Here is a 22,023-nt window from a genome sequence, read left to right on the forward strand (position 1 = left end):
GGTGGTCTTCACCAGGGTCTGGAACAGGGGGCTGGTCATCGCGTGCCGGGTGAGCTGCGCGAGGTCGCGCGGGCTGGTGAGGTTGTTGCCGGTCGGTGAGATGCCGTCGAAGGAGTCGAAGACGGTGTTGGCCATGCCGAGTTCCCTGGCCTTGGCGTTCATCTTCGCGATGAAGTCCGTCGTACGGGCCGCCATGGTCGTGCCCGTGCCGAAGGTGTCGGCGAGGGCGTACGCGGCGTCGCAGCCCGAGGGCAGCATCATCCCGTAGAGCAGCTGACGGACCGTGGGGGTCGCCCCGGCCTTGAGCTGGGCCGAGCTCGCACCCTTGAGGTAGACGTAGTCCAGGTACTCCTGCTTGACGGTGACCTTCTGGTCGAGGTCGAGGTCCGGCAGGGAGGTGACCACCACGGCGGTCATGATCTTCGTGGTGCTCGCCATCGGGCGCTTGGTGTCGGCGTCCTTGGCCATGAGCGTGGTGCCGTTGGCGCCGTCGATCACGATCGCGCCGGCCGCGGTGAGGGCCGGTACTGCTGCGGCCTGGGCGGGAGCCGTGGCCGTGAGCAGCGCACCGGTGGCGATGGTCACCGCGAGCGCGCCCTTGGCGCGCCGCATCAGGTTGGAGATCACTTCAGTCCTTGCTTGTGTTGAAGAACCGCGGGTGGGAGGCGCCGGAGAGGCTCCTCCCATCCGGGAGATCGCGTGACCGGGTTCCGGCTTCGGTGTCCGCCGAAGCCGGAACCCGGTTGGTGGAGGCGCGGGTTGGGCGGTGCAGTGGTCAGCCGCAGGCCTTGATCCCCGGCCGTTCCGCACTCAAGAGCGCCTGGGACCGCGCCGTCCGTGTGTTTCGTTGTCTGTGCAGGAACAGCTCCGGCAGCCTGTCGCCAGTGAGGTCGCCGACCGCCGTGATCTGCGTCCGCTTGGCGGGGTCCGGCACGCGGGTGGGGACCTTCGCCCGTATCCGCTGGTCGGCGTTGAAGCTTGCTACCCGTCGCCGGGGCAGGGCCGGAAGCTGCTGTCAGGGTGCGTGCGGACAGGCCGGTGGTCCTGTCGCCCGGAAAGACGTCCGTCCGTTGGGTGATGAGGGCGTCTTGCTGCTGGCCAGGCCGAACCAGCGGCCAGGCAGGTTGAGCTGCCCGTCGGTGGTGTACGAGGGGGTCGGCCCGCCGCCGCACCGCAGGAAGTTTCCCGGCTACGTGCGACGGCGGACCGATGCGTCAGAGCTGGACGCCCGGGTCAAACGTGCCGTTGCCCCTGCCGCGGTGGAAGGACATCTTGTTGCCCTTCCAGCTGACGACGTCAACCTTGCCGTCGCCGTTGACGTCACCGGTGACGATCTTCAGGTCGGTCCAGATGTTGCCGGCCGCGGCCAGACCGCCGGCATCCAGGGTTCCCTTGGCGTTGCCGTCCCAGTGGACCAGGGCGCCGTTCTCCCAGACGCCGACGACATCGTCACGGCCGTCGCCGTTGAAGTCACCGGTGCCGAGGATGATGACGCTCTTGAAGGAGTTGTCGGGCCAGATCTTCTTACCGCCGGTGAAGTCGAGCAGACCGTTCGCGCCGACCTTGTAGGCGTACAGATCGCCGTCGGGCCGGGTCGCGAGGACGCCGTCCTTCGTGCTGGCGGAGTCGGCCTTGTAACGGGTGAGGTGCTTGAGCTTGGCCCAGGTGGCGCTGTCGGGGCTGAGGACGATGGTGGTGTTGAAGGTGCCGTCACCCTTGCCGGTGTGCAGGAGGATGCGGTCACTCTCCCAGACAGCGGCGATGTCCTGCTTGCCATCACCGTTGAAGTCGCCGGCGAAAATCCGCTGGGCTGTCTTCCACACACCGGGGGTTCCGACGGCCTTCGGGGTTGCCTCGAAGGTGCCCTCGCCGCGCCCGCGGTAGAGCTGGAGGGTGCCGTTCGTATCGACGCCGACCAGGTCGGCCTTGCCATCCCCGGTGAAGTCCGCCAGGGCACGGAGGTCGGTCAGGCTGGTGGTGTCGGGGCCCGGCTCGGTGACGTTGCCCTTGATCCACCCCCCAAGGTCATCGACACGGACGGCACGAGCCCCCCTGCGGGTCTCACCTTCGGGGGCGCCGAGGCAGGAGCCGAGCCAGGAGCCGGTGGTCAGGGCGACCACCTCGTGCCGACCCTCGTTGTCGCGCGTGAGCGGGCCGCCCGCGTCGCCCTGGCACAGTGCCGCGTCACCCTTGGGCTCAAGATTGACGACCGCGTCGGCGGTGGTGGAGGTGACGTTGAACTGACCGCTGTTCAGCAGCCCCGGGACCCAACTGGTCGCGGTACGCCCGAAACCGGCGCTGTGCAGGGCCTGTCCGGAGGCGGGGCCCTGGCTGGACAGCGGTGCCGGGGCGACATTGGCGACCGGCGTGCCCAGCTTGAGCAGGGCGACGTTGCGCTCCGGATGGACAACCACATCGGTGGCCTCAACAACGGCGCCGGTGGTGCCCGCATTCAGGTCCGCGCGGCCGACGGTAACGGTGGTCTTGGCCTCGAGCTTGCCGCTGACGGGCCGGCCACTGGTGGCCGACACGCAACTGGCTGCCGTAAGGACGTAGCTCTTGTCGACCAGGACACCCGAGCAGCCCTTCAGGTGATCACCGAAGACGATGTTCGCGGCGAAAGCGCGACTTCCATCGGTGACCGGAGCCCCGGACAAGGAGGAGGCGGGCGTTGCGGTGAGCACAATCGCGGTGGCCGCAGCCACCGCGGCGGCGGCCGCGACCCGCGGATGACGGAAACGATGAGAAAGCATCAAGAAACGTCTTTCGGAAGAGTGCCTACGTGGTTTGCGTGGTCACGGTCGTTGCTGACGAGCCGACACGACCTGAGGTGATGACCAACCAGCCGGTGACGCGGACTTAAAGGTGATCACGACGGCGGCCAACGTCAACGACGTCACCCAGACCCTCGCGCTCATCGACGGCGTCGCGGCTGGTCGCCGACCGGCCGCGACGCCCGCGCAGGCGTCCCCATGCCCTGCTGGGGGACAAGGGCTACGACAGCAACCCCAACCGTCGTGAAGTACGCAAGTGCCGCATCCCGCCGGTAATCTCCCGCAAGGGGTGCCCCAGGACATCAAGGACCTGGGCAAGCTCGGGTTCGTCGTCGAGCAGGCCTTCTCGTTCCTGCACCGGTTCACACGCCTGGCCATCTGCGGGGAACGACTCGACCTCCGCGACGCCCCCGTCTCCCTCGACTGCGGCCTCATCTGCTGGAGACGCCTCAAGGACCACACATCATGATCGTGTTACGAGCTCCAATGGGCCCGCCGAGAAACAACTTGCGTGTTCTGACGCTTGACACCGCAGCTCAGCCATGGTGCTTGCCGACGCTTTGTTTTTCTGCGGGCCCAAGGTGCTACCTGGCTGTCATCCCGTGACGTTGAGCTCCAGCAGGACCGCCCGCTTGGCGCCTTCCTTGCCTTCGCCGAACCCCTTGTAGTCGTTCGGGGGGGCCTCGATGACAGAGCTCTTGCCGTCCAGGGTGATCGTTGCTTGGACGGGGTGGTCCTCGGTCCAGATGCCATAGGCACCGGCAAGCTCAAGGACGAGATGGCCCTGCTTTCCCTTCACAGCGAAGCAGAAGTCCTTCAGGTCGCGGGACAGGACCGTGATGTCGTGCTGGGCCGAGCAGTCGGTCAGCAGGATGTGGCCGTCGCCGCTGTGCAGCGCGATGCCCTTTTCCTTGAGGATCTGCGCGGCATCAGGGTACTCGAACGTCTCGACGGCGGAGGGCATCGCGTCGTCGGCTGAGGCGGCGACGGTCGTGGACGCGGGCTGCGCGGAGGAGGGTTGGGCCACGGAAGTAGTGGTGAATCCGACAAATAACGCAAGCAGTGCGGTGGTGCCAGCAACAAGGACTCTTCGGACGCGGGGTGTTGCCACGTTCACCTTCTCCGGTTCATGGGGCGTGCTTGACTCATTGTTGCCCCTGCGGTCACGGCCAGTAAAGCATATGTATGATGCGTGTAAACAAGCCCTCAGTTTTTCTTGACGTGAGGGTGGTTGCGGCGTCTGGGGGGATTGGTCGCGCCCGCTGAACCTCTTGATCCACGGCAGCTCGTCGGCTGTACGACGGCTGCCCGAAGGTGGGCGACCCGACTCCGGACTGTGGCTTGCCGCAACCCGGATCGATTCAGAGAGAGATCGCTGTATGAGACGTGGGCTGAGCTCCATCGATGGGGCGTTACAGCGTCCAAGACGCGTACCGGTAGAAGCAAGGCGGTTGTCGAGGCTGCGGGTTTGGGCTGCGTTCCTTCCCGTCGTACTTCTTGCCGGGCTTCTCGGAGTATCCCCGGCCGCTGCCGCCAGTGATACGGACGATGCGGAGCCGCAGCTGGATCGTTGGCTTGTAGTCCTCCATTGGACGAATGGTGGCGCCGGCGTCAAGCGGGCGGCCGAGGAGGCGCTGCTGGGCACGGACGAGGACATCAAGAAGTTCCTCGCGGCCAAGGACGGCATCGAGTACGACGATGACCGCATCGATGCCAGCCGCGTGTTCAGCGCGGGTGGGCCTGCAGTGCGGGAGGCCGCGAAGAAGGCCCTCAAAGGTACCCCGGAGGACCTGCGTGCGTTCTTGGCGGACGGCTGGAAGGCTCCTCTCGAGGACGACCAGAGAGTCGAGGCCTCTCAAGTCATCTACTTCGGCGGCAACGGGGTCAAGGAAGCCGGTAAGGCGGCCCTGAAAGGCACACCTGCCGACATCGCCAAGTTCCTTGACACTGGCCAGTACGACGCGCGTGAGTCGGACAACAAGGTCCAGGTCTCACAGATCATCAGCGCGGGTGGCCCGAATGTGAAGGCCGCCGGCAAGCTCGCTCTCAAGGGCACGCCAGACGACATCGTCGAGTTCCTCGAGATAGGCCAGTTCACGGCCCGCAACCGCGATCAGGAACACGCCACCATCGCGGAGCTCACCGAGCAAGCCGAGCAGGCCGGGCTGCAAGCGGAGCAGGCGACCGAGGCGTCCCAGAAGGCATCGGCCCGCGCGGTCGCGGCTTCTGAGCTGGCCAAGGACGCGGCGAAGAAGGCGGCCAGAGAGACACAGGCGGCCAGGAACGATTCCAAGACGGCCGCGGTCAAGGCACAGCAAGCCGCGGATGCGGCACGGGGCGCTGCCAGTGCGGCCCAAGAGGCTATCGGTGCGGCCAACGCGGCCCAGCGATCCGCCCGCGTCGCCGCGCTTGCCGCTGCTCAGACCGCGAGTGCAGCCAATGCCGCCGCCGAGGCCGCGACCCGGGCCTACAACGCCGCTATTGCCGCAGGCAGCGACGCGAGCAAGGCCGAGGACGCCAAGAACTACGCGAAGCAGGCACGCGAGGCGGCGGGGCTTGCGAAGAAGTCGGCTGCGGCTGCCGATCAGGCGCGCAACGCGTCCTCAGCCGCTGGTGACGCAGCGAAGGCGGCGAAGAGCGCCAGCACCAACGCCGATGACGCCGCCGATGCCGCTGACGAGGCGAACCGGTACGCCGACGCGGCCGGTGTCCACTCGGGCGAGGCCCAGGCGGCGGCCGCAGAGACCCGCCGCCACGCACGTGAGGCCAACCGCGCCGCCAATGCTGCCGAGTCGCTGGCCCGCAAGTCGGCTGGCGCCGCCGCTGGGGCGCGAGATGCGGCCAACTCGGCTGCCGACCATGCGAACAAGGCCGCGGATGCTGCCGAGGAGGCGGCTAAGCACGCGGGTGAGGCCAAGGACGCGGCCGCCGAGTCTGCGAAGCAGGCTGAAGCGGCGAGGCAGGCCGCCGATGCCGCGACCGCGGCGGTCGACACGGCCAAGAAGGTGTTCGAGATCGTGCGGGAGACCGAAGCGGAAGATCTCGCCACCCGCACCGCGGCCGCCATCGAACGCGCCAAGTCCGATAAGGCCCGGGCGGAGAAGTTCACGTCCGCAGCTGCCGCCCAGGTCGTGGAGGCCAGGAAGCTGGACGACACCGCCAAGGCTCTGGCCACGGAAGCAGCCAAGCCCGATGCCGATGTCAAGGCAATGGCGGCCAAGGGCCGTAACCTCGCCCTGCGGGCCCTGAAGACCCGCGGCCCCTTCAGCCAGGACGCCGCCACCCGGGCCCTGGCCGGTAGCGACGCCGACGTCCTGGAATACCTGCGCAGCGGCTGGGAGCAGACAAAGCAGGACGAGATCCGCCAGCAGGTCGTCGATCTGTCGGTCCAGAGCCCCTACGCATCCGTCCGCACCGCCGCCCAGGAAGCGCTCAAGGGCAACGATCAGCAGATCAGGGACTTCTACACCACTGGTCAGTACACGGCGGGAGAAACGGACTACAGGATTCGGGTCTCCCAGATCAACGATGCCGGCGGGCCCGGTGTGAAGGCGGCGTCCAAGGCCGCGCTCGCCAGCAAGGACCCCAGGGACCTGGTCGCCTTCATCGCCAACGGTCAGTACCCGGCACGGAACGACGACGAGCTGGTCCTGACCTCCAAGCTCGTCAGCAACGGCGGCCCGGAAGTGAAGGCCGCTGCCAAGATCGCCCTGTCCGGACCCGCGGACCAGCTGCACGACTTCATCCAGGTCGGCCAGTACATGGCCGACCGCAAGGACCAGCTCGCCGCCACCCACACCACCCAGCTCCAGCTCCTGATCGACCAGGGCTCCAAGATCGCGGCTACGGCCCAGGAGAACCGCTGGATCGCCGCCAAGGCCGCAGCCATCGCCAAGGGCGCCTCCGACGACGCCCAGAAGGCGGCAAACGAGGCCCAGAAGTCGGCCGACGCGGCCAAGGGGTACGCCGCCGACGCCGACAAGTCCGCCCGCCAGGCCGAGGCGTCCGCCGTCAAGGCCGCGAAATCCGCTGCCACCGCACGCAACGCCGCCGACGCCGCCGACCGTGACGCCGACGACGCCGCCGCATCCGCAGCCCAAGCCGAATTCTCCGCCACCTACGCCCGGCAATCGGCCAGTGAAGCAGCTGATTATGCGGACAACGCCCGTACCTCTGCCCGGGATGCAGGGAAGAACGCTGACGAAGCGAAAGACCTCGCGTCTCAGGCGTGGAAGGACGTGCTGAAGAAGCGTCAGGCCGAGCAGGCCGAAGCGCAGCGCCTGGAACAGCAACGCAGGGAGAAGGAACGAAAGGAGAAGCGGACGTGCCAGACGATGACTCCGACCCGCCCCGGGAACGAGTTGACTGGCTTGTCCTGCATGTACGGACCGCGGGATGAATGGACCCTGGACACCGATCCGCTGGACGTCAAGAACACACTGAAACTTTACGCCTTCGTCTTCGGGTTGGACGATGTCGCAGAGTTCTGCGCCAAAGACCCAGCAGCAGGGAAGTGTGTCGGCGCCGTCGTCCTGGCCCTGCCCATGGACAGGTACCTGGGGCTGGCCGGCAAGGGAGTCGAAGCCGCGATCAAGACGTCGCGGGTGGGAAAAAAGGCCAAGAAGTGCTTCAAGTGCTTTCTCGCCGGCACCAAGGTGCTCATGGCGGACAACTCAACAAAGAACATCGAGTCCGTCAAGGTCGGCGACCTGGTAGTCGCCACGGACCCCGTCAGCGGCGAGACAGGCCGACGCAAGGTGACCGACCTGATCGTCACCGAGCACGACAAGCTCTTCAACGAGCTGACCATAGAGACCCCGCAAGGTGCGGAAAAGCTCACGGCCACCCATGAACACCCCTTCTGGTCCCCCTCGGAGGGAGACTGGGTCGAGGCCGCCAAGCTTCGCCCCGGAATGACCCTCAGGACTGTTGACGGAAGCGCCGTCAAGATCGAAGGAAACCGCTCCTTCGCGAAGACCGCCAGGACCTACAACCTGACCGTTGACGACCTGCACACGTACTATGTACTCGCGGGCACCACGCCCGTCCTTGTACATAACGTCGGTAAATGCCCAGTTGATGGTCTGCCGCATGGGAAGCTGGGCGAGGCTGCAACCTTTGATCGACTTCAAAAGGAGGGGTATACCAACATCACTCCTGAAGTACGCTTCAGAGACAGTGCCGGCGCCGGCTTCCGGGCCGATTTTGTTGCCCGGCACCCTGACGGGAGCTGGGTTGCGGTCGAGGTTAAGACTGGGTCTGGTGCGGTAGTAACTCCGGGTCAAAATACGGGATATCCTGAGCTGACAAGCACTGGGGCCAGGCTGGACACCAGCAGGCTTTCGAATTTTGGCCTCAATAAGGGCGATATGGTGCAGATGAGACTTGAAATCGACGCATGGGATTGCGGCGTATGTACACCCTAGAAGAACAGGCCGTCCTGGAGGTCACCCAAAGACTTAGTGCCGACGGGTGGACACAAACGGACTACGAGGAGCCTGCATTCGCAATACAGGGGACTGCGGACGTTTTTTTCCAGGTGAGCCTGAATCAAACAGCGAAGGACTATGGAGTCGCTTTCTTCCCCTCGCTGGGGGTTCGGCACGTGGAGACTAGCCGCTTGGTGGCGCAGTTCAAGGGGCTGCAACCCTCGGCAGGTGAAGGTGTCGCGTCATTCGGTTGCGGCTTGGCCGACCTCCTCTACCTTCACGGGTATGAGATGGCGCCATTCAAGAGGTGGCTAATCCGGGACTCAGGTGCGATCGACGCGGTGGTGACACTGCTGTGCGAAGATCTTGAGACTTACGCAGCCCCGTTCTTTCGATCGCTGTCGACGCTTGGCGCGATTATTGATCGAATCGAACAGGAGAAGAGACACCAGGCACAAAGTGGACACCTAGCTGTCGCAAATGCGCTGGCAGGAAGGACTTCTCAGGCGCTGGATGCGCTGTCGGAGTATGCGGAAGCAGCTCGCTCCCAGAGGCCGCCAATGTCGACTCAGTCATGGGGATTCATCGAGTCCTTCATTGATTATTTTAGAGTCGACAGGTCTTCGCTCCCGTTTGAGCTGGGATCACGTTAGGAGGTGAGCCCCTTGAGGGCTATGGGAATGCATTTCCCTGATTTGCATCCTTGATCCTCTAGGGCTTGTCAAGCCACGGCATCCGCTTCACCAAGAGGTCTCTTGGTGAAGCGGATGCCGTGGCCGACGACAGTAGTTGACGGCACGTCAGTGGACGGAAGTCAGCCGGCCCTCCCAACCCAGCGTCCCGACGAACCGCGACGCGTCGATCGTCACCACGCCCGTCGCCATGTCGTACCCGTCGACCGCCTTGTGGCCCTCGACACCCTGGTAGCCGTTGTCCGTGCCGTCGTTCACATCGACGATGCCTGTAGAGCTCGTTCCGACTCGACGGCCTACGCGACGAGGCCGAGCTAAGGGCAACACGAGAAGAACTAGTGTTCATGACAAGAAGCCCTTTGCGTCGATCGCCGGTTGCGGGCAGGTGACCGTGTCTGTACAACCTCACCAGCCTCACGCGAGTCACTGATTTGGTGTTATCGCAAGACCTCCATACCTAACTGGGATGAGACAGACAATCCATGCTGTGTTCAAAATGCCAGAAAGCGTTAGCCGTGAGCGTGTCGGGTCACTGTGCCGCGTGCGAGGGGGTAGTGAACCCTGCCAATGACGCTCCTAGGAACGGCGGCCCAGTGGGCGGTGACGTTGCTGCGTCGGTGCCGTCGCAGTTGCACGGGCAGTCAGCACCGCCCGTAGGCACCCAATCTCACTTGAGCGGCCTGCCCGTGTATCCGCAGACGCACGGCCAGCCGCCCACGCACCTTCCCGTTCCGCGGCTCACCTCACCCGAGGGGCCCGCGCGAACCGCCGTGTCGCTGCTGGGTCTGTGCATCTTGGCCGACGTTTTCTCGCTCGTCGCCAACGCCATCACGTTCAAGCTGATGAACGAGGCGATCGACGACGGACCGGACTCCATGCCGCACGACCAGGTGCAGTGGGCGGACCGGCTGCAGGCGATCTCCGCTCCAGCACAGCTGGTCATGCTCCTGGCCGCAGCCGTCGCTTTTCTCGTCTGGTTCCACCAGGTGCGGACCAACGCGGAGGTGTTCCGGCCGGGCGGGCACCGGATGCGCCGAGGCTGGACGGTCTGGGGCTGGTTCGTACCGGTGGTCAGCCTCTGGTTTCCCAAGAAGATCGCCAATGACATCTGGACGGCGAGCTTGCCGTACGGGCCCGACGGCTCGCCCCGGCACGCGCCGCGCACGGTCATGAACTGGTGGTGGGGCCTGTGGATCGCCACCCTCGTCGTGGGCCGCGTGGGCGGTCAGCTGGACGCGAAGGCCTGGACGCTGGAGCAGCTCCGCTTCTCCTCCGGCGTGCTGTTCGTCGCAGACGCCGTCGACATCGCGGCCGCGGTCCTCGCCGTCCTGTTCGTGCGCCGACTCACCGCTCTCCAGCACGAGAAGGTGCAACAAGGTCCGGTCCCGGTCGCGGCACCTATAGCTGCGTAAGCAGCACCCGTCACCGAGACCGCCGACAGTCTTCCAGCCCCTTTTCTCACCACCACGTGGCCGATACGTGCCGTCCGGGGAGTGTTGTCAGACTTCCTGCGGCTGCTGTGCGTGCGGGTGGTATGAGGTACTGGAGTTGGAGGAGGCACAGCTACGGCGTAACTGCTGGAAGTGCTGGCGCAGGAACGGACGGATCTTGCCGGATACTGGTCCGTCAGGAGTCCTTGTGATGTCTGGGCACAGGGGTATCGCGCGGATGGAAGAGGGTGGGGAAGTGTACGAATTTCACGGGTGGTTCGGTATCGCCGAGTCGGCTGAAGAGGCCGACACCGGATCTCTCTCAGAAGGCTTGGCGGATCTGCGGGGTCGAATTTCTGGAATCCAATGGGCGACGGGCGAGGCACAGTTGTCTGTCCACAACGGCCAGCACTTTCTGACCGTCAACGGCCTGGTGAACCGCCGCAGGGATGAAGCCCGCGAGTTGGATGGCTTGCTTGGGTACGTTGCCGACCGATTCCCGGGTTCATGGGGCCTCCTCTATGAGCGTTCAGATGATTTCACCGATCCACCGGGCCCTGGGGCGTTCCGCGTTCGTGTAATGGCGAGAGGTGAGGTAAGGGTTCAGCTAGATCCTTTCCTCTCCCCATGCCGACCGGTGATTGAGGATTGACTGCGGCTTGGCAGGATAGGCCACGGTCGTTTGGTCAGCTGAAAGCTGACGCTGCTCCGAGGCGTGGAAGGACGTCGTGACAGCGGCACGAGGGACCCCCCTTCCTCGCCCCGCTCACACCAGGCGCGGCGCCACCGCTCCACCGACCGCTCACTCACCCGCAGCGCGGCCGCGACCGTCGTTCTTCTCCCCACGCTAGAAGCGTTCCACGGCGTGCGGCCGGATGACCCGCTCCCGCACGGCCCTCCCGGCGTCGGTCAGCCCGCCGCCCTGCGCGTATCTCACGCCCCCACAGCTACCGGAACCCATCGGCAACGGTCAGACGAACAGCACCGACACCACCCGGTCAAGTTCAGCATCAACGGAATCTGAGGGCCCGTACTTCGCCCCCGCGTCGCACGGCGTCGCCAGAAAATCCCTTGCTTCCCGGTCCGCCTGATTGGTGGGATGCAGGGGCTTCGACGGCGGGAAGGAACAGCTTGGCGGTGTTCGGATGTGCGGGCTGCGGTGCGGTCCTGACGGCGGCGGTGTCGGAGGTGGCCTTGCCGATCCACCTGGCCGATACCCACTGGGAGACGCTGCACCCGCCACTGCTGGAGGCCGGGACGTACGCTGTCGACCCCGCACCGTTCGGGCCGCCGTGGCGGCAGTGGGACGAGGTCGGGGCGCGCGAGGCGGCTGAGCGAGGGTGCTTCGCGCCGGACGGCGCGCTGCCCGACGGACCGTCGGGCACCGTCCTCCTCGCACCCGGCGACATGCGTGGCACCGGGCTGATCCTTGAGCGGGCCGGGGGCTACTGCAGGGGTATCGACGGGAGGGACGGGCCGAACCTCGCCTGCCTGGGCTGCGATCTGCCGGTCGGAACGAGGATGGACGACTGCGGGTGCTGGCAGGTCGTCCGGCTCGTCCCGCAGGCAGTGGTGCGGCTACCCGGCCCGCCGGAGCGGCCGGTCATGGACTGGGCGGAACTGCTGGCCACCGGCGCGCTGTGGCACCGGCTGAGCGAGTACCGGGACATCCCGGCGGGCGTGGCCCTCGCCCAGGTGGTGGTGGCCGCCGGGGGCGCGCCGGTCGAGGCGGCGCCCGGGCCGGTCGCGGAGCTCCTCGGCCGAGCACTCGGCGCACTGCTGCCCGCCGGGAAAGACGCGAAGCGGCTGGACCTGGCGGGACCGGGCTTCGGCGAGCCGGCCACTGACCTGGTGCTGGTGCCGGTCCATCCGCAGACCGGAGACATGTGGCAGCCACGCACCGGGGCGGTGCCGGTACCTATGGATGCCGCACTGTGGGCCGAGCTCGCCTTCCCGCCACACCGGACCCGGCTGCCGGTGGTCGGCGGACTGCCTGCAGGCGTGGAGCGGGACGACCCGCTGCCGCCACACCCGTGGCAGCCGTTCCAGCCGTCGAGGGAGGCGTTCCGGTACACGCTCGCGCGGATGCCCGCCGTTAGGGAACCGTGGCTGCGGGCGATCTACGACCGAGGATGCTGACCCGTCAGAGGCAGTGCGGCCCAGACGTTGGTTCGACGTGGACGGCGTAGTCATGGGCCGAGTCGCAGCTGGGACCAGGACGCCCCCCTGATCACACATGGCTGACCGACATCACACATTCAACTTCAGTAACCGTTGTTAAGCCGTGGATCAAGTCGGGGCATGACTCCTATAGTTGGCTGACGCAAAGAAGATCAGATGTTGTGAAAGGGTGGGTATTGTCTTGAAGTTATCCCGGATTGCCGCAGTGGTCACCGCGGCTGGTATTGCCCCGGCCGTCCTGCTCGCCTCGTCGGCCTTCGCGGACGGCGCGGCCGCCCCGGCCTCGTCCACGCGGTCTGCCCAGGTTCCGGTGGGACAGGTAGTCGGGCAGAAGGGCGAAGAGCCCAATGACAAGGGCCAGCAGGCGGAGAAGGACAGGGCCGAGATCCAGCGCATCGTCAGCACCGGGGGTCCTGGGGTGAAGGACGCCGGCAAGGCGGCGCTCAACGGCACTCCCGCTGATATGAGGCAGTTCCTCGAGACCGGTCAGTTCGAGGCCCGGGACGAGGACAACGAGGTTCTGATCTCGCGGATCATCTACTACGGGGCCCGCGGGGTGAAGGACGCCGGCAAAGCGGCCTTGAAGGGTACTCCGGAGGACCGGGCTGCTTTCCTGGAGGCCCGTCAGTTCACAGCGCTGGACGACGACAACTCTGTGCTCATCACGCGCATCCACTCCGAGGGAGGTCCCTCGGTGAAAGCTGCGGCCAAGGCGGCTTTGAAGGGTACTCCGGAGGATCGGGTCAACTTCATCCAGGGCGGCCAGTTCGAGGCTCGCGCCAAGGACAAGAAGGCCCAGAGCTGACAACGGCTACTGAATTCGGCTCGTCAGCGTGACTTCTCGCAGACCGGGCCGGGAGCGCTGAAGAGGATTCCTGGGCCGTCTTCCGGCACCGGAATCATGGTGAGGGGTGGGACCGCCGCCCCCGGCCCCACCCCTCACCATCAGGCTGCCGTCAGTGCCGCCCCTCCCGCGCCAGCGCCCGCACGAATCGCGACGCGTCGATCGTCCCGACCCCCGTCGCCATGTCGTACCCGTCGACCGCCTTGTAGCCCTCGACACCCTGGTAGCTGTTGTCCGTACCGTCGTTCACGTCGACGATGCCGGTGGAGGCGGAGTGGTGGCCGTACAGGCAGTACAGGGCCTCGTGGATGTCACCCAGGCGTCGGCCCGCGGCCTGGTCGGCCAAGGCCACGATGCCGGAGAAGAGCGGGGAGGACTCACTCGTACCGCCCGTGACGTCCCAGCCGACGGCCGTGGGGTCGTAGCTGGTGTAGATCCAGGCGCCGCCGTTGACCGCGCCGGCCATGGAGATGTCGGGGGTGCCGCGGCGGTCGCCGACGACGTCCTTCACCACATTCTGGTAGCGGGGGCGGGGGAAGACGTGGGACTGGCCGCCGCCGCTCGCGCCGTTGTCGTTGTAGACGCTCTCGGGGGCCGTGCGCTCGCCCGCGTCGTTGAGGTGCAGCTGGGTGCCGCCGATGGAGGTGACCAGCGGGTCGGAGGAGGGCCAGGAGTTGACGCGCTCCTTGTAGTAGCCCTTGCCGTCGGCCGTGTTGTCGGTGGCACCGCCGTCGCCGGAGGAGGCGAGGACGGTCACGTTCTTCTTCGCCGCCGCCTTGAAGGCGTAGCGGAGGTTCTGGATGCTGGAGAAGTCGCCCTTCTCGAAGCCGGGGAACGTGTTCTCCGTGGCGCCGAAGCTCTGCGAGATGACGTCGCCGACGCCGTGGTCGATCAGGAACTTCTCGGCGTCCATCATCTCCGGCAGACCGGTCGTGCCCTCGGTCTCGGCGACCGCCGTCTCCACCAGGACGATCTTCGCGTCGGGGGCCACCGCGTGGGCCATCTGCACGTCCAGCGTGGTCTCGCCCGCCCAGCCCGTCATCTCGGAGTTCTTCGGGTCGAAGGCGGGGACGTTGCCCCACTTGACCACCTGCACCTTGGTGCTGGGGATGCCGAACTGCTTGCTGTAGACGTCCAGGTCGTGCTGGATCGTCGGCGACCCGAAGGAGTCGACGATGACGATCGTCCGGCCCTTGCCCGTGATGCCCGCCTTGTAGAGCGGGTCGAGGTGGTACGCCTTGCGGTACTGGAGCGGGTTGTAGCAGGCGATCTTCAACTTGGCCCGGCACTCCTCGATCGAGAGCGGGCTGCCCTCGACGTGGGCCAGCGTGTGCCCGGCTACGGCCGGGACGGCCGCGGTGTGCGGGACCACCGGAGCAGCCGGGGCGGCGGAGGCGGCGGCCGTTCCCGCCGGCAGGGCGGCCGTCGCGGTCGCGACGAGGGCGGCGGTCCCGGCCATCGCACCGAGGGTGCGGGCGCGCATGCGGGGGCGGGGTATGTGCATCGAGTCTCCCTGTACTGGAGCTGCTGAAGCTGCTGAGGCTGCTGGGGCCAGACCGCAGGCGCGGCTGTCGCGATCCCACCCGGCGGTCATGCACAGAACAAGGCTGTTTGTTCCTTGATGTCGAATGCTTTACCTGCCGCCGGATTCTTGGGGGATTCATGGCCGTTCCATGGGTGCGGGAACCGCGTTCCGTCCGGGGCGGGAGAGCGTTCCCGCAGGAAATGGGGGCGTGCGACAGCGCGCCCGTGTGGCCGTGCGGGGCCACACTGGTAGGTGAGCCCCAGGGGGCGGGGGCCGGGCCCTGATGCCGGAAGGAAGAAGGCACCCACCATGGCTTTCCGCAGCAATCCACTGAGCGGCAGCGGCTCCGCCCAGGAGTCGCCCACGACCGCGTTCTCGCTCGGGATGCTGCTGCTGCGCCTCATGCTCGGTCTGATCATGATGGCGAACGGCACGCAGAAGCTCTTCGGCTGGTTCGGCGGTGGCGGCGTCGAGGGGACCGGGAAGGCGTTCACGCAGCTCGGCTATCCGGCAGGCAAGGCCATGGGCATCGTCGCCGGGCTCAGCGAGGGCCTCGGCGGCGCCGGGGTCTTCCTCGGGCTGCTCACCCCGCTCGCGGCCGCCGCGGTCCTCGGCACGATGATCAATGCGCTGTGGGTGACGTGGGACGGCGGGTTCTTCCTGCCGAAGGGTGTGGAGTTCACGCTCCTGGTCGCGGTCTCGGCCACGGCGATCGCCCTCACGGGTCCGGGCCGTTACGCGGTCGATCACTACCTGCCGGTACTACGGCACCACCGCCTCTCGTACGGCCTCGCGGCGATCGTGCTCGCGGCCGTCGCGGCGTGCGCGATCCTGCTGACGCGTACCTGAAAGCCCACGGTCCTGAAAGCCCACGGTCGCCCCGGTTCGACGACGCCGACCGGGGCGACCACCGATCACATCCCGGCGTCCTCGTCCAGCGGCGCCAGCGGAGCCCCGGCCCTGGTCTTCCCCGACGGTCCCGTCGGCCGGGCGCCGCAGAAGGCCGGTTCGAGGGTGTTCATCAGCCCCTGCCGCACCACGTCGTTGTTGGAGGCGTTGGCGAAGGCCACGACCGTCCGCGTGCCGTCCCGCGTGCCGTAGACCTGGGTCTGGAAGCCCTGGACGACGCCGCTGTGCCCGTAGACCTTGCCGCACGACAAGGAGAGTTCGCGCAGGCCCAGCCCGTAGGCGGTCCCCGCGGTGGGCGTGGGCACCGCGTCCGTCATCTGCTCCAGGGACGCGTCGGACACCAGCCCGCCCGAACTGCCGCCGAGGAGCGCGGTCAGGAAGCGGTCCATGTCGGCGGCGGAGGAGATGACGGCGCCCGCGCTCCAGATCCAGGAGCCGTTCTGCTCGGTCGCGTCCAGGAGCGGCTTGGCGCGGTCGTCGTTCGTCAGGTAGCCGGTGACGTGCCGTCCGGCGATGGCCTTGTCGGGGACGACGAACGACGTGTGGCGCAGCCGCAGCGGCTCGATGATCTGTTCGCGCAGCACCTCCGCGTACGGGCGGCCGGTGACGTGCTCGACCGCCATGCCCAGCAGCACGAAGTCGGTGTTCGAGTACGCGTACCGGGTCCCCGGGGTGTACTGCTGACCGTGCTTCACGGACATCGCCACCAGCCCGGCGGGCTCGTAGACCGTGGTGCGGATACGCTTCTCGAACGCGCTCGTGGTCTCCTCGCCGGGCTGTTCCAGCAGGTCGTCGGTGTGGTCGTAGATCCCCGCGCGGTGTTGCAGCACCTGTCGGACCGTCATGTTCCAGTCCTCCGGCAGGGTTCCGGCCGGGAGGTAGTCGCGCATCGGCCCGTCCAGGTCGACGCTGCCCTGCTCGGCGAGGCGCAGGACGAGGACGGAGGTGAACGTCTTGGTGTTGCTGCCCACGCGGAAGCGCCAGTCTGCGTTCATGGGCGTACCGTCCAGGTCGGCCTTGCCGATCGTGACGGTACGGGCGGCCTCCGGGTCGCCGTGATCGCGTACCACCGCGAACGCGCCCGGCGCCCCCGCGGCGACCGCGCCCTCCAGTGCCTTGCGGACCCCTGCCACGTCCGGCGCCGGGTGCGCGGACCGTGCCGGACCGGCGACCGCGTGCACCGTCCCCACGGCCGCCAGGGCCACACTGCTCACGGCGACGGCCACGGACCGCACGCATCTCGTTCTCACCATGCTCACCATGGAAAGCCCTCCGGCTCTCGCTCGCGCGCGCAACGGCCCGGCCCCTCGGCGGGCCTCGGCGCGAGTGCGAGCGCGATCGTAGCGGCGGAAGAGGCGGGAGGGCGCGCCCCACTCCCCCGACGCGAGCCCGCCACCTCCGACGGTGACCCCGTTCGCAACGGATTTCCCGTCCATTCGTTGAGAACGGGGAATCCAACGTCGGGAGCACGCCATGGCCGGAACACCGCATGCCCTGAGCGTGCGGGACGTGCACAAGTCGTACGGGTCCCACGAGGTGCTGCGCGGGGTCACGCTCGCGCTCGCGCCCGGGACGCTCGCGGGGCTGGTCGGGGAGAACGGGGCGGGCAAGACGACGCTGCTGCGCATCCTGTGCGGGCAGATCGCCGCGGACGCGGGCGAGGTGGCGCACGCGGGAGCACTGGGGTACTGCCCGCAGGAGACGGTGCTCAACGACTTCCTCACCGTGGAGCAGCACGTGCGGTATTTCCGGGCCGCGTACGGGCTCGCGGACACGGCACGTGCCGAGGAGCTCATCGAGGAGCTGCACTTCGCCGAGTACCGGCACACCCGCGTGGACGCGCTGAGCGGCGGCACCCGGCAGAAGCTGAACCTGACGCTGGCCCTGATGCACGATCCGGAGGTGCTGCTGCTGGACGAGCCCTACCAGGGCTTCGACTGGGAGACGTACCTGCGCTTCTGGGAGCTCGCCGCCCGGTTGCGCGACCGGGGGCGCTGCGTCCTCGTCGTCTCGCACATGGCGTGGGACACCGGCCGCCTGGACGAGCTCCACCGGCTGCGCGACGGGGCCGCCGCCCGCTGGGAGCCCGCCCGGTGAGCGGGGCGCCGTCGCGGCTGTCCGCCGCCGTGGGCTTCGCGCTGCTGGAGCACGTACGCAACCGCTTCGCGCTCGTGCTGGTCCTCTTCTACATCCCGCTGTGGCTGACGCTGGAGCACTGGTTCGTCACCTCGGACCCGGCCGCGTTCCTGCTGCGCGCGACCGGGCAGCGGCTGACCGTGAACGGCGGGCGGCTGACGATGGTGTCCGGGGCGGTGAACACGGTCACGCTCATCGTCGGCTTCATGATGTTCATGACCACGTTCAAGTCCCTGGACTTCGACCGGCGGCTGGTGCTCGCGGGCTACCCGCGCCTGCACCTGCTCGTCGCCAAGGTCGCCGCGATGACCCTCGCCGCCGTCCTCATCGCGGGCTACGCCACGGCCGTGGTCTGCTTCTACTGGGACCCGGTACGGCCCGCCCTGCTGGCCGTGGGCCTGTTCGCCGCGGCGGTGGCCTACGGCGGGATCGGCATCCTCCTGGGCTCGTTCCTGCGGAGCGAGCTCGCGGGCATGTTCGTGATCATCATGGTCAGCCTGCTGGACACGATGCTGCAGAACCCGATCAGCAACCCGGCGGCCAGCAAGGACGGGGTGTACCTGCTGCCGGAGTACGGCCCGACACAGGTGAGCGTCGCGGCGGGCTTCACCCGGTCCGTACCGTACGCACAACTGCTGCTGGGACCGGTGTGGTTCGCGGGCGCGTGGCTGCTCGCCATGGCGGCATTCCGCCTGCGCACCCGCGACCACCGCCGCCTGGTGGCCGCGTAGCGGCCTCTTAAGGGGCGCGGGGAACTGCGCGACCAGCCGACGACGACCCGCAGCCGCCGACGGACCTCACGAGGCACCCCAATAGGCGCAATCGGCTCAGGCCCCCGCCAGGCCCGCCGCCCGCTTCAGCAGGTCCTCGTACACCTCCGGCCTGTCCTCGTCGATGACCGGTGAGCCGATGCCGAAGTCGCCGTTGATCCAGCGGGCGGAGACGCCCGGGTTGGCGGAGTCGGTGCCGTCGTGCAGGAAGACGTGCGGGCTGCACCGTACCCGGCCGTCGCACGCCGCCCGGTACTGGGCGATCACGGCGGAGCGGGCCGTGCCGGAGTCCAGGGCGGTGGCGAGCGTGTCGGCGTCCACGGCGCCGTCCGTGGCGCGGGCGACGTCGAGGATGACGTGGCGCATGGAGATGCAACGGCCCTCGGCCCAGAAGGCGCGGCGCAGGCCGCGGTCCAGTTGCTCGCTGGCGTGCCAGCCCTGGGCCTTGGCGGCCTCGACGGCTTCCAGCGCGGGCAGCGTGGTGACGGGGTACGCCCAGTCGGGGCCCTGCCACAGCCGCCAGCCCGCGTCAGGTTCGAGGGCGCCCAGGACGGAGATCTCCGAGTCCACGCCGGGACGGGCGTTGACCTCCTCGTTGAAGAGCTCCAGCGGGAAGGCCCGCAGGTCGAACCAGATGCTCCCCTCCAGGCCCAGCCGCCGCCTCGTCTCGTGCAGGCGGTGCACGGCGACGTGCGCGAAGGAGCAGTTCAGATCGGTGAAGACGGCGACGGTGTCGGGGCTGCCCGGGAGCCGGGGGTCTAACGCGTTGCTCACGTCTGTGCTCACGTCTCTCCTCCACGAAGATACGGTGCCTGGTGCGGGAGGGCGGAAACCCTCCCGCACCAGGCACCCTGTCACGACAGGTGCGGCGTCGTCACGATCGCGGCGTCACGACGACTCCGCCACCCGCACGATGCCCCACCAGCCCTCGCAGACGCCCCAGTGCAGATTGCCGGTGCGGTAGGCGTAGTCGCCGGGGTAGTTGGCGCGGAACCGCACGGTGCGCGTGCTGCCCGCGGCGAGGGCGCCGATGGTCGAGACGTACGGGCCGCGGCCGGTCTCGGAGCCGTCCCACACCTGTCCGTGGACGGTGAAGCACTGGTTGCGGCTGCGGGCCCCGCCCACGGCGAGGTGGAGGGCGACCTGGTCGCCGGCCCGGCAGGTCAGCAGCGGGGTCGGCGGGGCGGGGTCGGCCAGCACCGGGTGCAGCGGGTGCAGGGCGGCGGTGCGGTAGTTGAACGCCTTCTGGCCGCTGTCGTCCCTGCTGTCCGAGAACAGGTCGGTGACGGGCTGGGTGAGGTCCCCGTCGTGGAAGAGCCGCAGCCCGTCCTGCGGGATCAGCACCAGCTCGTGCACGGCCTCCGCGTTCAGCCGCCGTACGACGGCCCGTTCGCCGGTCCAGCGCTCCTCGCCCGTGTCGGGGTCGTACGGCGTGGCGTCCGCGGCCTCGACGACCAGCGCGCCCACGAGGCCGCGCCGCATGTGCGACACCACGTCGGCCTGGTCGCGGAGCAGGGCGACCCCGGGCGTGTCGGCGTACCAGTGGTAGGTACGGGAACCGCCCGGTTTGACCGTGCTGTCCTCGTTGTAGCCGGCGTACGCGCCGTCGTCGGTCGTGATGTCGTAGCGCAGCCGGGTCGGGTGCAGGGACACCCGTCCGGACAGCACGCGGGAGGCCGGGTCGTCCTTGGCCAGGAGCGGCGGGTCGAAAGCACTGGCGGGCGGCGGCCCGTCGAGCTCGTTGACGAGGGTGACCTCGACCCATTCGCCCTCGCGGCAGCGCAGGACGAGCGGCCCCTCGCCCTGGGGCTCGCCGTCGACCTCGTAGACGAGCCCGTACGGGTCGACGCGCTTGTCGCTGTAGAGGATGTCCCGGGCGCGGGCGCGGACGGTGAAGCGGCGGACGGCGCGCTTGGGCGGCAGGTGCCGCAGGCCCGGCTTCGCGGAGGGCAGGGCGGGCAGGTCGGGCCGGAGCGCGCCGTGCAGCCGCAGCAGCCCCCAGGCGCCGAGCCACAGGTCGTCGGTCGCGCCGAACGACCAGAGGTGGTCGCCGGGCCCCTGTTCGGGGTCGAGGTCGAGGTCCGCGGTGTTGGAGATGCCCAGGGTGCGCTGCTCGCGCCACGGGGTGTCGGAACGGCCGCGCCACTCGCGCCAGCGCAGTCCATTGGTGGTGAAGCTGTGCTGGAGGTCGTGCGAGCCCTGGAGCACGTGCAGCCGGATCTGCTCTCCGGGGTAGGCGTGCAGCAGGGGCGTGCCGGGGTCGCCGTGGACCCTGCTGGCGAACCAGTCGGCCGGGTCGCCGCCCCGCTCCGAGAGCGGTTCGCAGCGGTAGTTGACGGCCATCACGCCCTGGTCGTCGGGCCCGCCGGGCACGGACGGCGGGTTGATGGGGCCGCTGTGGCCGCCCCCGTGGTCCTCGTGGCCGCCGTGATCCTCGTGGCCGTCCCCGCCCGGGGGCATGTCCGTGGGCATGTCCATGGGCATCTGGAGGTGCTCGACCAGCGGCACGAAGTCCGCCATGGCCAGGACGAACTCGCGGAACCGCGCGCCGTCCTTCCTCTTGATCACCGCCTGGGTGCCGCGGCGCAGCGGCGTCTTCGCGTCGCCGGGCTCGTACCACTCGGCGTCCTCGGCCTCCGCGATCATCGCGCCGAACAGGCCGTGCCGCTGCCGGTAGTTGGCGAGCAGGTGGTCGTGGAAGAAGACGGTGCCGAACTCCTCGTCGACGTACCAGCGGTAGGTCCAGGAGTTGTAGCGGGCGAAGTCGCCCGTGCCCTGGTCGGCGGTGGTGGTGCCGGAGATGTAGTTCCAGCCGATGCTGGAGCCGTCGGAGATCAGTGGGTCGTACTTGACGAGGTGGGTGTGGAGCCCGCACTCGGGCTGGAAGGGCAGCTTGGGGTCGAAGGCGTTCTCGCCCTGCGGCCCGGTGGGCAGCGCGTTGGTGAGCGTGAGCTCCAGGATCTCGCCCTTGCGGGCGCGGATGACGAGCGGCTCCACGGTGCGCGTGCCCGCTTCGAGCTGCTGCCGGAAGGCGTCGAGGCCGCCCGCCTCCTCGATCTCCTCGGCGAGGACGTAGAAGTGGCCGCGGTGGTCGTGCCAGGTCTTGCCGTGCTCGGCGGTGGGGTCGCCGTGGTAGTAGACGGTGCCGCTGGTGACGACGAGGTGGTAGCGGCGTACGGGCGCGTCCGCCGGGCCGACCTTGGTGAACGCCTCGCCCGGCTGGGGGTCCTCGCAGAAGGCCGCGGCCTCCAGCGGGGTGGGCTCGCGGCCCGTACCGGCCGGCTGGTGCGGGGTGCGCGGGGGTCGGGGCGACTTCTGCGGATACGTCGCGGC

The 22,023-nt window shown here is 68.2% G+C and carries 18 protein-coding genes; 10 read left to right on the forward strand and 8 right to left on the reverse strand.

The window, feature by feature from the left end:
* Both K6I34_RS09135 and K6I34_RS09140 read right to left on the reverse strand, forming a co-directional pair.
* Positions 1-627, reverse strand: a 627-nt coding sequence (locus K6I34_RS09135; RefSeq protein WP_374230860.1) for a D-alanyl-D-alanine carboxypeptidase family protein, incomplete at its 3' end; no start/stop codon positions are given.
* Between the two features lie 587 nt (positions 628-1,214).
* Entirely contained in the window at positions 1,215-2,753 is a 1,539-nt protein-coding gene (locus tag K6I34_RS09140) for an FG-GAP-like repeat-containing protein (protein WP_229324048.1), read from the reverse strand.
* Between the two features lie 310 nt (positions 2,754-3,063).
* Between K6I34_RS09140 and K6I34_RS09145 the strand changes: the two genes are divergently transcribed.
* On the forward strand, positions 3,064-3,243 hold the full coding sequence (locus tag K6I34_RS09145) for a hypothetical protein (RefSeq protein ID WP_229324050.1): 180 nt from the start codon (positions 3,064-3,066) through the stop codon (positions 3,241-3,243).
* A gap of 126 nt (positions 3,244-3,369) precedes the next feature.
* On the opposite strand, the gene K6I34_RS09150 is transcribed toward K6I34_RS09145, so the two are convergent.
* Entirely contained in the window at positions 3,370-3,801 is a 432-nt protein-coding gene (locus K6I34_RS09150) for a hypothetical protein (RefSeq protein ID WP_229324052.1), read from the reverse strand.
* Positions 3,802-4,225: 424 nt separating this feature from the next.
* Between K6I34_RS09150 and K6I34_RS09155 the strand changes: the two genes are divergently transcribed.
* Together K6I34_RS09155 and K6I34_RS09160 are read left to right on the forward strand one after the other, a co-directional pair.
* Entirely contained in the window at positions 4,226-8,200 is a 3,975-nt protein-coding gene (locus K6I34_RS09155; RefSeq protein ID WP_229324054.1) for a polymorphic toxin-type HINT domain-containing protein, read from the forward strand.
* Complete coding sequence (locus K6I34_RS09160; RefSeq protein ID WP_229324056.1) at positions 8,188-8,856, forward strand: hypothetical protein; 669 nt, start codon at positions 8,188-8,190, stop codon at positions 8,854-8,856. Before K6I34_RS09155 ends, K6I34_RS09160 begins: the two co-directional genes overlap by 13 nt.
* Before the next feature lie 147 nt (positions 8,857-9,003).
* Here K6I34_RS09160 and K6I34_RS09165 read toward each other — a convergent pair whose 3' ends face one another.
* Positions 9,004-9,153: a hypothetical protein gene (locus K6I34_RS09165; RefSeq protein ID WP_229324058.1), complete on the reverse strand. Its 150-nt coding sequence runs from the start codon at positions 9,151-9,153 to the stop codon at positions 9,004-9,006.
* Positions 9,154-9,689: 536 nt separating this feature from the next.
* Here K6I34_RS09165 and K6I34_RS09170 point away from each other — a divergent pair.
* The 4 genes from K6I34_RS09170 (at position 9,690) to K6I34_RS09185 (ending at position 13,311) form a co-directional block, all read left to right on the forward strand.
* Positions 9,690-10,307 carry a DUF4328 domain-containing protein gene (locus K6I34_RS09170; RefSeq protein WP_229324059.1) on the forward strand — a complete coding sequence of 206 codons (618 nt, stop codon included), beginning with the start codon at positions 9,690-9,692 and terminating at the stop codon, positions 10,305-10,307.
* 256 nt (positions 10,308-10,563) lie between these two features.
* Positions 10,564-10,977, forward strand: a complete 414-nt coding sequence (locus tag K6I34_RS09175) for an Imm7 family immunity protein (protein WP_229324081.1) — start codon at positions 10,564-10,566, stop codon at positions 10,975-10,977.
* Positions 10,978-11,462: 485 nt separating this feature from the next.
* A complete protein-coding gene (locus tag K6I34_RS09180; RefSeq protein ID WP_308293981.1) occupies positions 11,463-12,464 on the forward strand; it encodes a hypothetical protein in 1,002 nt (333 codons plus the stop codon).
* A gap of 175 nt (positions 12,465-12,639) precedes the next feature.
* Positions 12,640-13,311, forward strand: a complete 672-nt coding sequence (locus tag K6I34_RS09185) for an ALF repeat-containing protein (protein WP_229324063.1) — start codon at positions 12,640-12,642, stop codon at positions 13,309-13,311.
* A 151-nt stretch (positions 13,312-13,462) separates the two neighbouring features.
* Here K6I34_RS09185 and K6I34_RS09190 read toward each other — a convergent pair whose 3' ends face one another.
* On the reverse strand, positions 13,463-14,854 hold the full coding sequence (locus K6I34_RS09190; protein ID WP_229324065.1) for a S8 family serine peptidase: 1,392 nt from the start codon (positions 14,852-14,854) through the stop codon (positions 13,463-13,465).
* 330 nt (positions 14,855-15,184) lie between these two features.
* On the opposite strand from K6I34_RS09190, the gene K6I34_RS09195 reads away from it, so the two are divergent.
* Positions 15,185-15,724 (forward strand): DoxX family protein, encoded by a 540-nt coding sequence (locus tag K6I34_RS09195; RefSeq protein ID WP_229324067.1) that lies wholly within the window; start codon positions 15,185-15,187, stop codon positions 15,722-15,724.
* A 65-nt stretch (positions 15,725-15,789) separates the two neighbouring features.
* Here K6I34_RS09195 and K6I34_RS09200 read toward each other — a convergent pair whose 3' ends face one another.
* The gene (locus K6I34_RS09200) at positions 15,790-17,037 is read right to left on the reverse strand and encodes a serine hydrolase (RefSeq protein WP_229324069.1); all 1,248 of its coding nucleotides are present in this window, start codon (positions 17,035-17,037) and stop codon (positions 15,790-15,792) included.
* A gap of 220 nt (positions 17,038-17,257) precedes the next feature.
* Between K6I34_RS09200 and K6I34_RS09205 the strand changes: the two genes are divergently transcribed.
* Positions 17,258-17,881, forward strand: a complete 624-nt coding sequence (locus tag K6I34_RS09205; protein ID WP_229324071.1) for an ABC transporter ATP-binding protein — start codon at positions 17,258-17,260, stop codon at positions 17,879-17,881.
* Positions 17,878-18,651, forward strand: coding sequence for an ABC transporter permease (locus K6I34_RS09210; RefSeq protein ID WP_229324073.1), 774 nt, complete (start codon positions 17,878-17,880; stop codon positions 18,649-18,651). The genes K6I34_RS09205 and K6I34_RS09210 overlap by 4 nt, the downstream gene beginning before the upstream one ends.
* A 96-nt stretch (positions 18,652-18,747) precedes the next feature.
* Here K6I34_RS09210 and K6I34_RS09215 read toward each other — a convergent pair whose 3' ends face one another.
* Both K6I34_RS09215 and K6I34_RS09220 read right to left on the reverse strand, forming a co-directional pair.
* Positions 18,748-19,476 carry a DsbA family protein gene (locus tag K6I34_RS09215; RefSeq protein ID WP_229324075.1) on the reverse strand — a complete coding sequence of 243 codons (729 nt, stop codon included), beginning with the start codon at positions 19,474-19,476 and terminating at the stop codon, positions 18,748-18,750.
* A 102-nt stretch (positions 19,477-19,578) separates the two neighbouring features.
* Positions 19,579-22,023, reverse strand: a 2,445-nt coding sequence (locus K6I34_RS09220) for a multicopper oxidase domain-containing protein (protein ID WP_229324077.1), incomplete at its 5' end; no start/stop codon positions are given.

This window comes from Streptomyces sp. UNOC14_S4 (assembly GCF_020740835.1).
Lineage (GTDB): Bacteria > Actinomycetota > Actinomycetes > Streptomycetales > Streptomycetaceae > Streptomyces.